Genomic DNA, 12,783 nt, shown 5'->3' on the forward strand with positions numbered 1-12,783 from the left:
TCCGAATGCTACGCATCCTTCAATTCCTTTATAGCCTAAGGTCTTTTCTATTATTTGTTTTGCTTGAAGTATTGGCGATAGGATTAATTGTCTCCAATAATTCACCTCAGGGTGCAGCTTTCTTCAATAGTTCCAATGCAGTAACCGGATCCGTTCTTAAGACCCGCTCAGACGTCGTAGATTTCTTTTCACTCGCGGAGGCTAATGAAGCGCTCCTTGTGGAAAATGCCGCACTATTGGAGCATCTTAAAACTTTGAATTCAATACCTGATAGTATGACTATCCAGTTGGATTCAGCATTGGAGGCTCAGTTTACTTTCAAAGGCGCTCGAATTATTAGCAATTCTCTGCGTTTTTCTCAAAACCATATCACTCTTAACAAAGGGTCTAAGGATGGAGTAAAACCTGGAATGGGAGTATTTAACGAAGAGGGAGTTATTGGAAGAGTAAAGTCAGTATCTGAAAATTACTCAGTGGCCTTTTCTTTGCTCAACACGGAGCTTAAGCTTTCCTCTAAAATCAAGAGCAATAACTCTTTTGGAACGACTAAATGGGATGGAAAGAACTCCGAAAAATCTAAGCTTCTGTATGTTCCTCGTCACGTAAATGCTAATCCTGGAGATACAATTGTCACCACTGGATTTAGTGCAGTTTTTCCTGAGGGCATTATAATCGGAATTATAGAAAGTGTAGATCAAGGAGAAGACCCTAACTTTCTGGATATTGTAATAAAGCTTAGCACAGATTTCAGCAAGGCGCATTATGTCTATTTAGTAGAAAATGCTCGATTAGATGAGATTGATTCTCTACATATGAATTCAGATATAGAAAATGAATTTTAGAAGTCTGATTACTTACGTATTCTTGGTGATTTGTCTGTGCTTGGTGCAGATCTTACTATTGAAAAACCTCGCGCTTTTTGGTGTGGCTTTCTGCTTCATCTACTTACTGGCTATCTTGAGTTTTCCTATCTCCTTGCGTGGCTTTCCCTTGATCTTGATGAGTTTTGGCATAGGCTTACTCGTAGATGTATTCTACGATACACTTGGTCTTCATGCTTCGGCCGTGACACTCTTGGCTTTCTTACGCCCTTACTGGCTCAAAGCCATCAGTCCAAATGGCGGTTATGACGATGCTAATTTTCCCACCCTTCCTGAAATGGGAATTGGATGGTATATAAGCTATACGTTACCTTTAGTTTTTGCCTTCTCACTCATGTTTTTCATTGCTGATCAATGGGGAACAGGGGGATTATTTGGTGTATTAAACAAAAGCTTTTTCTCCTCGATATTTACAGTCATTATGGCTATAATTGTACAACTCCTGTTCTTCAAACGCAGGAGAGGAATCTAATGAACGACCAAAGGCCCGTAGTAATAATCATCTTTGTTTTCTTGATTGGTTTGGTACTATTAACCAAGCTTTTTATGATCCAAGTGATGGACGACAGCTTTATCCGAAAAGCTGAGCGGAATGCCATTCAACGAGTGGTAGATCATCCCTATCGTGGGTTAGTCTACGACCGCAATGGTAAATTGCTCGTTTATAACAATCCTATTTTTGATTTGATGATAGTCCCAAAGGAATTTGAGGTAGGTGATACTACTCGTTTCTTAAATCTTTTTGGGATAACAAAAGAGCACTTGATCGAGTCTTATCAAGCAGCACGAAAATATTCCTATGTAAAGCCTTCTACTTTCATCAAGCAGATATCTACCAATGATTTTGCTAAAATTCAAGACTTTCTAATCGATTACCCAGGCTTGTTTATTATGACTCGCTCAGTTCGTTCTTATCCAGAGCCAGTGGCTTCTCACGCCTTGGGATACATTGGTGAGATAAGCGGAAGACAACTTGAACTTGACAGCTCGGGCTATTATGTACAGGGAGATTATGTAGGACTTAGTGGAATGGAACGCTTCTATGAAGATGAGATGCGGGGAAAAAAAGGAGTGAAATACAAAATGGTCAACGTGCGGGGAATAGACAAAGGTCCGTTCAAAGACGGTGAATACGATACCGCATCAGTCGCTGGCCACAACATCAACTCTTCCATAGATATGGAGCTCCAGAAATATGGTGAGCTACTGATGCAAGGAAAAACTGGCTCTGTAGTAGCTATAGAGCCTAAAACAGGGGAAATTCTAAGTATGATTTCTGCACCATTTTATGACCCTAATTCCTTGACAGGTGCAGAATTCAGTAAGAGCTACAGAGCTTTGAATTCCCTAGAGACTAAGCCTTTGTTCAATCGTCCAATCATGGCGACTTATCCTCCAGGATCGATTTTTAAGATCGTACAAAGTCTTATCGGTTTACAAGAAGGAATTTTGACTCCTGAAACTACTTTTGCTTGTAATAAGTCTTTAGTTGCTTGTCACAATCACCCATCTCCAGTCAACTTATTTGGGGCAATCCGAAATTCCTGCAACCCATATTATCACCAGGCTTTCCGCCAAATTATCAATCAGGAAGTATCCAGCAATACCTATAAGGATACTGAAATTGGTCTGAATGCATGGCGAGATAGAGTGCTGAAATTTGGACTAGGAGGAAAATTGGGCGTGGACATGCCAAATGAAAAAGGAGGTGACGTGCCTTCTAGTAAATATTACGATCATTTCTATGGTAATGGTCGCTGGAAATACTCCACCATTTATTCTCTTTCTATTGGCCAAGGGGAACTGCTTGTGACACCACTTCAAATGGCTAATCTAGCAGCCATTTTTGCAAACAAAGGATACTATTACACGCCTCATTTAGTAAAAGCTATTGACGGAGACAAAAGTCGGATTCCTCAGGAATATCTTACCAAACATCAAGTAGGTGTAGATGCACATCACTTTGATATGGTACAGGATGCAATGGTTCAGGCTCTATACGGTACGGCTCAGCGAGCTATCATGAAGGATATTCAGATTGCCGGAAAAACGGGAACAGCTCAAAATCCTCATGGTGAAGATCACTCTGTGTTCATTGCTTTTGCACCAAAGGACAATCCTCAAATAGCCATTGCTGTTTACGTTGAAAATGCAGGTTGGGGTGGAAGAGCTGCAGCAAGTACTGCCTCATTAATGATAGAGAAATACCTTAAAGACAGTATCTCAAGACCTGATCTTGAGAAATATGTCATAACAGGAAACTTCATTTATTAATGCGCGAGAAGGACATCAACATAAATCGGGTGGACTGGATCACCGTTATGATCTATTTCGTATTAGTAATGATAGGCTGGTTCAATATCTACGCCGCAGTCTATGATGGGCAGGTGAACAAAAGCATCTTCGATACTTCAATCAATTCCGGCATCCAACTAGTGTGGATAGGGACCGCGATAGCGATCATTATCGTAATCATGGCGGCAGATTACCGTCTATTCGAAAATCTGGCAATTCCTATATATCTGGTAATGCTGGTATTACTGCTACTGACTCCTTTTCTGGGAAAAGAAGTAAATGGGCAGATACTTACCATTGGATTTGGTTCTTTCCGTATACAGCCCGGAGAGTTTGCCAAATTTGCGACAGCACTGGCCCTAGCCAAGTTTATGGAAAGACCCACCTTTGATCTCTCCAAAACCAAATATCAATTACAGGCATTTGGAGTGCTCTTACTACCGATAGTATTGATCATTCTTCAGCCAGATACTGGTACGGCCATGGTATATTTCTCGATGCTCATTATGTTCTATCGTGAAGGGCTGCCACAAAAATTCTACGTGCTTGGCATCGGTATAATTGCAATAGCCTTACTGGCACTAGGTATAGAAAACAATCTCTATTTAGCGGGTGCTATTGTGGTGATCGTTGCCATCCTGATTATGATGGGAAAAAAGACGCCTCAGCAAATAATCGCTTTCAGTGTAATAGGAATCGCATTAATTGCATTCACCTATAGCCTAGACTTTGTGGTTTCTAAACTTCCTGAGCACCAGCAAAATAGAATCATGGTACTTTTCAATCCAGACCTAGACCCGCTTGGTGTTGGATGGAATGTTACGCAATCCAAAATTGCTATCGGCTCAGGTGGACTTGCAGGAAAAGGTTATTTACAAGGCACGCAGACTAAGTTTGACTTTGTTCCTGAGCAACACACAGATTTTATATTTTGTACGCTAGGTGAAGAGTTTGGCTGGCTAGGCAGCTTTGTTGTCATTTCATTGTTTGTAGCCATGATTACCCGATTAGTGCTCATGGCGGAGCGCCAAAAAAACAGGTTTAATAGAATATATGGCTATTGTGTGATTTCGATTCTGATGTTTCACTTCATGATCAATATCGCCATGACCATAGGACTATTTCCAGTGGTAGGAATTCCATTACCTTTCTTTAGCTATGGAGGATCCTCGCTTTGGTCGTTTACAATTCTGCTATTCGTCTTCATCAAAATGGATAGTGCCAGAGCATTACAACTGGGAAGAATGGGCTAAGAAGCTAGCAGCTTTTTTAGCCAGATTTGCTTTTGTGGCTCTCTATTTTTAATGGCAAAGGGCGTATGGTATTGATGGGCCTTCAAAAAATTAATCTGTAGATCCTTCCACTGCTGAGGCGTAGAGATCACATTCATATTCTTCAATTCCTCAAATAATTTCTCACTTATCTCAGGATAATCCTGTCTTCCTAAGTAATCCAAATCGGCATCGCAAATAATCCGCTGAAGGTGATTTTTTGGACTTTGAGGAATTTTAGTAGCCATTACCAAGCCTTTCACTTGTTCAATCGCTTTTGGCTTCACACCCAAATCCTTCATAATAATTTCAGCCATCCCAGCTCCTACCTCTTCATGATTTGATGGGCCTTTGAGAAAACCCATGTCGTGGACTATTGCACCCATTCTCAATAGATAACGCTCTTCTAAAGACAACTTTTCCCGCTTTATATATTGATTACACACATTCAACACGTCCAGTGTATGATCAAGGGCATGATAAGTCAGAGACTTGGGCAAATTAGCCTCAAGATTAGATAAAACTCGTTTTCGAAGAGCGCGATATCCTTGCATGGAATGAAACAGGGCTGTTGGCTAAAAGGCCGTTTTTATTGCGTAGTACAAAATAAAAACAAACACTAGGCCAATATTAAATGATAAGTATCGAACAGAAAGGTTGACATTTTTGAATTTCTCAGCAGTAATCTTTGCATTAATGAATACCTGCTCTCCCAACTGATCAAAGAGCGGTCGCCTATTTGTACTCACTTTTTCCAATTCTTTTACGTAGTCTTTGATAGGGCCATAAGACGAAATAATATTCCCAAAGAAAAATACGCTCTTGTCAAAATTGGTCTCAATCTGAGGCATAAAACATCTGAAACTATAATAAATAGAGATGACACTGAATACGAACCATAGCCCCATAAAGCCATAAGTCAGGAAGTCAGAGGCAGCCAGTTCTATCAAATGCTCATAAAACTGAAAGAACACATTCATCAATAACCCATAAAAAGAAAGCACTAAGCCTGCTTTGATCTCAGAAGCTTTGATTAAATCACGTAGATACATGATTAGATACCAGTAGTTATCCACAGCATCTATGCCGGGTTCTAAGGGAGGGAGGTCTTTTAGGTCTTGAAGTTTCTTACGCATTGATTAAAAAAGTTGACTCAAAAATATCAACATGTAAAAACAAGATAATCTGTGAATTAAGCAATTCCTATAAATTAAGGAGATTTGATTTTACAAAAAGAAAAAAGAGCTAGAAACCAGCTCTTTGTTTTCTTCAAAATATTCCAAGTCTACACTTCAAACTTCCTATAAACCAGCAATAGAAACTCCTGCACTGGCTCGGATTCTGACTTCCAACCTAGTTCTCCTGAATATCGAGAATTCACCAATCCAATCGCCTCATCAAATGAATCGCACTTATCGATAGATTTGAGCGCATGCTTGAGTAAATCCGCATTTCCGTCGAAAAGCTCTTTTGTAAACATAAAACGCTGATTGATGGCAAGGCTTTCTGCAAGCTCGCCCATCACTCCTTTCATACCTTTATAAGAGAGCGTTTCAAATCTCGCCTTCAAATTATTAGGATTAAAAGCATGTTCTGCTCCATTTGCATAGCTAGGTGGTACTGGTTTGACTGGCTCTTCCATTTTCACTGGCTCAGAAACCGAATTTCTAGCAGGTGAAGCTTCCATTTCTACCTGATCAAAGAATGAGCTTTTAGATTCCTGCTCCCTATTTGATTCCGGTATTGCCGCTGGAACAGGCTCTGGAGAATCCTGAACTATATAAGCATCCAAATCAAAAGGTTTAATATCTCCGAGTGTAGCCAAAAGCAAATTCACCGATTCTAAAGTCTCATTAATTGCCTGATAATTAGCAGCAACTGCACGGAGGTAAGCACTTTCATCATGCCCAAAACCAGCCTTATCTACTAAAAACGTGATCGCTTGGTGATGCCATTTATAGTATTTCTTATTCTCTTTCAGAAATTCGTTGATCTTACCTGTTGGGGCTTTGGAGATCTCATTTTGATAAAATGTAACCGGATCAGTAGCAACCTGGATGGACTGTTTAACTGCAGTCTTTAAAAGTGGCTGAAGTTGCTCTTTCTCTATCTTGATTCTCTTTGAGAGGACGTTCATAAACTCAGTCAAGGCTTCATGCACCGAAATATCCCGATAATCGAAATAAGGATTACTCTTAAGCTTACCGAGTTCCTCTTGCCACAATTCGAATAGCCTTTTGATAATGAAGAAATTCACCTGAGTGCTATTGGTAAGCTGAACGATGTCCTGCCCCGTCATGTATTGTTTGGAAGAGAAAAACTGCCCGCAAACAATCGCGGAAAAGTCTTCGGCGTATTTTTCTAAATAATTGCTGTTAATTTGAGTTGTCATTGAAGAGTGGTGTTTACAAAAGTCAACGAACAAATGCCTCAAATCGTCATAGAAAATCTATTTAATCTGAGGATTAATTCTATTAGCATTCATCGTAAAGTTATCGAAATTATTCATGAAAATGGTATCGATTGGATGCATGCTTGTGGGAAAAAGGGTAGATGTACTACGTGTAAAATCATCCTGAAATCTGGCGAAGAAAATCTTTCACCACCTACGAAGGCTGAACTTGATTTTCTCAAACAAGGCAGACTACGTGTGGGAGAAAGATTGGCTTGCCAAGCGGAACTTCCAACAGGAGAGATTGTTGTCCGAGTGGGCAAATTCAATAAGTTCCCACATATAGAATATAGCCAATAGCATCAAGCATGTTTATAGAACCTTCAATTGGTAGACAAAAGTCCTCAGGAAATAAAGGTCAGATAGAGGTAATTTGCGGCTCAATGTTTTCTGGAAAAACAGAAGAATTGATTCGTAGACTGAATCGTGCCAAAATTGCGAAGCAAAAAGTAGAGATTTTCAAGCCGTCAATTGATAAGCGATACGACGAAAATGCTGTAGTATCTCACAATGATAACTCCATCCGATCAACACCTGTAAATTTTGCAAATGACATCTTATTATTAAGTGGTGATTGTGATGTAGTGGGAATTGATGAGGTTCAGTTTTTCGATGAGCAAATCGTTCCAGTGGCACAGAAGCTTGCCAATCAAGGAAAACGTGTGATTCTGGCTGGCTTGGACATGGATTTCGAAGGAAACCCCTTCGGTCCTATGCCAAAGCTCATGGCTATTGCTGAGTATGTCACTAAAGTAAATGCTATTTGCATGAAATGCGGAGATTTGGCGGCTTTCTCGTTTCGATTGTCTGATGCAAAAGAAAAAGTGGTGCTGGGAGAAAAAGAAAGCTATGAAGCACGGTGCAGAAAGTGTTTTTATGAGGATAAGAAATAGAAAGATGTTGGATGTTAGGTGACCGATGTTTCGGGAGACAAAGAGCAAAGACAACCATTAAACAAGGAAGGCCGAATGATGAAGTCAACTCCACTAGCCCTTAATTCCTACCTGAAACACCTAAGCAAGACAACTACTTCAAAATATGCTTAAAAAGACCCAAGGGATAGTTCTAGGTGCCATTCGATACAAGGAAACGAGTATAATCGTGAAGATATTTACACGGGAACTTGGCCTTAAATCTTATTTGGTAAACGGAGTACGTACTCAGGGAAATAAATCAAAAATAGCTTTATATCAGCCTTTAACTCTACTAGAGCTAGTCGTTTACGATAAAGACACAGCTGGTTTGCAGCGAATATCCGAAGCACAGGTACACAGAGCCCACCAGCTTATTCCTTTTGATTTTACGAGAACCGGAATTGCCCTTTTCATCACAGAAGTAATCAGCAAGTCCATCTATGAAAATTACCAGAACGAGTCACTTTTTGATTTTCTCAAAGAATGCATCATTCATTTAGATAGTAAAGAAGTGCACCTCGCCCAATTCCCTTTAGTATTCTTAATCGAAAAAGCCAGTTATCTCGGCTTTGCGCCACGAGAAGCTCTAGGTTTTTTGTCAGAAAGTCGCTCTCAGCCCTTTTCTGTTTCGGAACTCACTCAAGCCGAAAATTACCTCGCTGCCCTCATGAGTTCCTCTTTTTCCAATGAAGCCAAAATAGGAAAAATACTCCGCCAAAAGCTTTTGGATCACCTGCTTGACTTCTATAGCCAGCACTTGGACAATCCCGGGAACTGGAAATCTCTGGTGATTCTTAGGCAATTAAATGGCTAATGCCAGCTAATTGATTCAAATAACAGTCTATACAGAACAAATATTTGGTTAATACAAACGCATCGGTTAATATTGTGATATCACCGTGAATGAGCAAGTCAGCCCACTTTGACTTGAGTGTTTCCTGCAGATCTTTTTTGCTCAGAAAATCATCCACGATCTCAAATACCGCATTTACCACATTTTATTTATTTCATACCCTCTATATGTACAACATAGAAGAACTCAGAGTCAGGTTATTGTCTGAACTGAAGGAAATCGCTGAGGAGCTAGGTGTCAAAAGCCACAAATCTCTAAAGAAAGACGAACTCGTCTATGCTATCCTCGACCAGCAAGCTATCACCCCTGAGCAAGCCTTGCCAAAAAAGAAGCCTTCAGCTGCCACAGAGCCAGATAAAGCACCGGAAAAACCAGTAGAAGCACCAAAGCCTGCTCCTGCAAAAGCTACCGAAGAGCCGGAATACAAGCCTAAATTCAAGAGACAGAACGTAACAGCAGTACCGGAAGCATCCGAAACACCTGCCGCTACTCCTGCTCAAGAGTCAAAAAATACGGCAGACGCGCCAAAGCCTAAAGAAAATAAGCCGGACTGGAAAGCTAAAAAAGAAGCCCAACCAGAGAAAGTTGAAAGAAAGCCGTTGCCAAAATCTGAGGCAGTAGCCGAGGAGCCAAAGACATTCAGACCGAGACGTAAAGTATTCGAAGAAGCAGAAACTACTGCCGAAACTAAAAAAGAGGATAAGCCGGCAAATACACCTGCTCAAACTCAAGCAAAACCTGAGCAAGAAGTAGAACTCCCAAGAAGAAGAAACTTCAAGTCACCCGATGAGGTGATGGCTCCAGCAGCTGAGACAGTTCCTCATTCCAATCGTAGACGCCCAGGCGTAAATCCTCGTGAATTCGATGGAGTAATCGACAACGAAGGTGTCTTGGAAATGATGCAAGAGGGCTACGGCTTCCTTCGTTCATTGGATTACAACTACCTTGCTTCTCCAGATGATATCTATGTATCGCCTAGCCAGGTAAAACTTTTCGGACTGAAAACCGGTGATCATATCAAAGGATCTATTCGTCCTCCTAAAGAAGGTGAAAAGTACTTTGCACTTTTGAAAATCGCTACCGTCAATGGTAAGACTACAGATGAAATCAGAGACCGTGTTCCTTTCGAATACCTAACTCCACTTTTCCCAGAAGAAAGATTAAATTTATCTACCACAGGAGATAAATTCTCCACACGCGTAGTAGATCTATTTGCTCCTATAGGTAAAGGTCAAAGAGGTATGATCGTAGCTCAGCCAAAAACTGGTAAGACAGTATTGCTACAGCAGATCGCGAATGCGATTACAAAAAATCACCCTGAAGTTCACTTAATGATCTTACTGATCGATGAGCGACCAGAAGAAGTGACGGATATGGCTCGTTCAGTAAATGCAGAAGTGATTTCTTCTACATTCGATGAGACTGCAGACAGACACGTGAAGGTTTCTAATATTGTATTAGAAAAAGCAAAGCGTATGGTGGAAGTAGGGCATGATGTGGTCATCCTTTTGGACTCTATCACTAGACTTGCTAGAGCACACAATACAGTGGTACCAAGCTCAGGAAAGATCCTTTCCGGTGGTGTGGATGCTAATGCACTTCATAAGCCAAAGCGTTTCTTCGGTGCGGCACGTAACGTAGAGAATGGTGGTTCATTGACTATCATCGCTACAGCCTTAGTGGAAACAGGTTCTAAAATGGATGAAGTGATCTTTGAAGAATTCAAAGGAACTGGTAACATGGAACTTGCACTAGATCGTAAGCTTGCCAACAGAAGAATCTATCCTTCCATTGATGTGCTTAACTCAGGTACTCGTCGTGAAGATCTATTGATGGACAAAGAAGAAATGCAGCGTGTATGGATCCTTCGTAAGCTAATGAGCGACATGAACTCTCAAGAGTCTATGGAATTCTTGCTTCAGCGTATGAAAGGAACTCGCGACAATGCAGAGTTCTTGATCAGCATGAACAGTTAAAAAATAAAGTGTCTTTTCCTTAAGTGAAAACTATAGGAAAAGACACTTCAGTAAAACAACAAAGCCTTCTGAAGTTTCAGAAGGCTTTGTTGTTTTTATAGATCAAATGCTTTTTTGATTCTATCTACGTAGTCAAGTTTTTCCCAGGTGAATAACTCTACCTCAAGTTTGATTTCGTCTCGGTATGGAGAATAGAAGGTCTTTGTGACCACTTCATTAGTTCTTCCCATGTGGCCGTAAGCAGCAGTTTCCTCATAGATAGGATTACGTAGCTTCAAGCGCTGCTCGATAGCATAAGGACGCATATCGAAAAGCTCTTCAATTTTCTTCGCAATGTCACCATCGTGCATATCCACTTTAGCAGTTCCATAAGTATTGATATAAATACCCATCGGCTTAGCAACTCCAATTGCATAAGAAACCTGCACCAAAACTTCATCAGCAAGACCAGCAGCAACCATGTTTTTTGCTATGTGACGTGTAGCATAAGCTGCAGAACGGTCAACTTTAGAAGGATCTTTTCCTGAGAAAGCTCCTCCACCGTGGGCACCTTTTCCACCGTAAGTATCTACGATGATTTTTCTACCGGTCAAACCAGTGTCACCGTGTGGTCCACCGATCACAAACTTGCCCGTTGGATTGATATGATATTTGATTTCAGAAGTGAAAAGCTTCTGTATTTCTGGCTTCAGCTTCGCAACTACTCTTGGGATCAAGATCGAAATGATATCAGACTTGATTTTTGCAAGCATTTTGCCTTCCTCGTCAAAATCATCGTGCTGAGTAGAAACCACAATTGCTTCAATTCGCTGAGGCACATTATCGTCACTATACTCTATAGTCACTTGAGCTTTTGAGTCAGGACGGATATAAGTTATATCCTTATTCTCTCTTCTCAAATCCGCCAATTCACGAAGGATCATATGAGAAAGATCCAAAGCCAAAGGCATGAAATTCTCAGTTTCGTTGGTAGCATAACCAAACATCATTCCTTGATCACCTGCGCCTTGCTCTTCTGGATTTTGACGAACTACGCCTTGATTAATCTCAGAAGACTGCTCATGGATTGCAGAAAGTACTCCGCAAGAATTACCTTCAAACATGTATTCACTCTTCGTATAACCGATTCGATTGATCACGTCACGGGCGATTTTCTGCACATCAAGGTAGATATCAGAATTCACCTCTCCCGCCAAAAACACCTGGCCAGTAGTCACAAGAGTCTCACAAGCTACTTTGGAGTTAGGGTCGAAAGCCAAAAAATTGTCAATTAACGCGTCAGAAATTTGGTCTGCGATTTTATCTGGATGCCCCTCAGAAACGGATTCTGAGGTAAATAGATATGCCATAAATATAAGTTGGTAATGCGTATTTTAAAGGAAGTCCAAAAATACGGGAACTAGGTGAAATAAAAAACTAGAGTTAATGGATGAAGAAGGAATGTTGTGATGACTGGCTCATCTCTTCTTCACCAATCCCTCGGTAATCTCATTCATAGCCTTCACTTTGTATTCAAAGTCCCCTTTCAGCGTATCTCTGTAGGCATTAAGATTGTCTAGCAAATCATCGATTTCTTCGGGAAGAACTTCTTCCAAAAGCTGGCGAAAACGTTTTGCCGCCGTTGGAGATTTCCCATTGGTACTGATGGCGATTTTCAAGTTTCCTTTGGTGACGATTCCCCCCAGATAAAAATCACATAGATCAGGCGTATCAGCCACGTTAACCAAGAGAAATCGCTCTTTGGCTTCATCTCTGATTTGCCGATTGACTGGTTTATCATCCGTCGCGGCGATCACGATATGCTTTCCTCCAAGATACTTTTCGTGGTACACATCCTCAATCACAGTCACAGTATCTGTCGTGGAAGCTAGATCCAAAAAGTCCTGGGAAAATTCTCTAGAAACTGCAGTTACCTGCGCATTTGGACTTGACTTCAATAAAAACTGAAGCTTCTCCGTACCCACATTTCCTCCGCCGATCAGGAGCACGTTGAGTTCGTGTACTTTGAGAAATATAGGGTATAGGTGGTTCATTTTTTTAGAATCAAGATGTTAGAATCAAGACAATAGACTCGGGCAATTCTGGACTTCGACATTCCGAATTCATCATTCGGTCTTGGATATTACGTTGGAAAGTAACCA

At 40.8% G+C, this 12,783-nt stretch carries 13 protein-coding genes; 8 read left to right on the forward strand and 5 right to left on the reverse strand.

All coding sequences use genetic code 11. The annotated features are described in order from the left end of the window. Positions 1–5: 5 nt before the first annotated feature. Genes mreC through rodA form a run of 4 tightly spaced genes read left to right on the forward strand, consistent with a single transcriptional unit; the run spans position 6 to position 4,429 of the window. Positions 6–842 (forward strand): rod shape-determining protein MreC, encoded by an 837-nt coding sequence (mreC, locus tag ESV85_RS02155; RefSeq protein ID WP_146914593.1) that lies wholly within the window; start codon positions 6–8, stop codon positions 840–842. Next, on the forward strand, positions 832–1,353 hold the full coding sequence (locus ESV85_RS02160; RefSeq protein ID WP_146914594.1) for a rod shape-determining protein MreD: 522 nt from the start codon (positions 832–834) through the stop codon (positions 1,351–1,353). Before mreC ends, ESV85_RS02160 begins: the two co-directional genes overlap by 11 nt. Next, positions 1,353–3,155 carry a penicillin-binding protein 2 gene (gene mrdA / locus ESV85_RS02165; protein ID WP_146914595.1) on the forward strand — a complete coding sequence of 601 codons (1,803 nt, stop codon included), beginning with the start codon at positions 1,353–1,355 and terminating at the stop codon, positions 3,153–3,155. The genes ESV85_RS02160 and mrdA overlap by 1 nt, the downstream gene beginning before the upstream one ends. After that, positions 3,155–4,429: a rod shape-determining protein RodA gene (gene rodA / locus ESV85_RS02170; RefSeq protein ID WP_146914596.1), complete on the forward strand. Its 1,275-nt coding sequence runs from the start codon at positions 3,155–3,157 to the stop codon at positions 4,427–4,429. The genes mrdA and rodA overlap by 1 nt, the downstream gene beginning before the upstream one ends. Here the strand turns inward: rodA and ESV85_RS02175 are convergent. From ESV85_RS02175 to ESV85_RS02185, 3 genes are all read right to left on the reverse strand, one after another. Beyond that, the gene (locus ESV85_RS02175; RefSeq protein WP_146914597.1) at positions 4,426–5,001 is read right to left on the reverse strand and encodes an HD domain-containing protein; all 576 of its coding nucleotides are present in this window, start codon (positions 4,999–5,001) and stop codon (positions 4,426–4,428) included. The two genes, rodA and ESV85_RS02175, sit on opposite strands and share 4 nt — an antisense overlap. Before the next feature lie 21 nt (positions 5,002–5,022). Beyond that, positions 5,023–5,583, reverse strand: coding sequence for a Pycsar system effector family protein (locus ESV85_RS02180; RefSeq protein ID WP_146914598.1), 561 nt, complete (start codon positions 5,581–5,583; stop codon positions 5,023–5,025). Between the two features lie 149 nt (positions 5,584–5,732). Continuing rightward, the gene (locus ESV85_RS02185) at positions 5,733–6,839 is read right to left on the reverse strand and encodes a hypothetical protein (protein ID WP_146914599.1); all 1,107 of its coding nucleotides are present in this window, start codon (positions 6,837–6,839) and stop codon (positions 5,733–5,735) included. Between the two features lie 33 nt (positions 6,840–6,872). Between ESV85_RS02185 and ESV85_RS02190 the strand changes: the two genes are divergently transcribed. The 4 genes from ESV85_RS02190 (at position 6,873) to rho (ending at position 10,642) form a co-directional block, all read left to right on the forward strand. Beyond that, complete coding sequence (locus ESV85_RS02190) at positions 6,873–7,199, forward strand: 2Fe-2S iron-sulfur cluster-binding protein (protein WP_146914600.1); 327 nt, start codon at positions 6,873–6,875, stop codon at positions 7,197–7,199. Positions 7,200–7,207: 8 nt separating this feature from the next. Beyond that, a complete protein-coding gene (locus ESV85_RS02195) occupies positions 7,208–7,792 on the forward strand; it encodes a thymidine kinase (RefSeq protein WP_146914601.1) in 585 nt (194 codons plus the stop codon). Positions 7,793–7,937: 145 nt separating this feature from the next. Further along, positions 7,938–8,627 carry a DNA repair protein RecO gene (recO, locus tag ESV85_RS02200; protein WP_146914602.1) on the forward strand — a complete coding sequence of 230 codons (690 nt, stop codon included), beginning with the start codon at positions 7,938–7,940 and terminating at the stop codon, positions 8,625–8,627. 206 nt (positions 8,628–8,833) lie between these two features. Beyond that, positions 8,834–10,642 carry a transcription termination factor Rho gene (gene rho, locus ESV85_RS02205; RefSeq protein WP_146915147.1) on the forward strand — a complete coding sequence of 603 codons (1,809 nt, stop codon included), beginning with the start codon at positions 8,834–8,836 and terminating at the stop codon, positions 10,640–10,642. 95 nt (positions 10,643–10,737) lie between these two features. On the opposite strand, the gene metK is transcribed toward rho, so the two are convergent. Both metK and ESV85_RS02215 read right to left on the reverse strand, forming a co-directional pair. Further along, complete coding sequence (metK, locus tag ESV85_RS02210) at positions 10,738–11,991, reverse strand: methionine adenosyltransferase (RefSeq protein WP_146914603.1); 1,254 nt, start codon at positions 11,989–11,991, stop codon at positions 10,738–10,740. 108 nt (positions 11,992–12,099) lie between these two features. Continuing rightward, positions 12,100–12,675 carry a bifunctional precorrin-2 dehydrogenase/sirohydrochlorin ferrochelatase gene (locus ESV85_RS02215; protein WP_146914604.1) on the reverse strand — a complete coding sequence of 192 codons (576 nt, stop codon included), beginning with the start codon at positions 12,673–12,675 and terminating at the stop codon, positions 12,100–12,102. Positions 12,676–12,783: the final 108 nt, after the last annotated feature.

The sequence above is a fragment of the Algoriphagus aquimarinus genome, assembly GCF_007997215.1.
Lineage (GTDB): Bacteria > Bacteroidota > Bacteroidia > Cytophagales > Cyclobacteriaceae > Algoriphagus > Algoriphagus aquimarinus_A.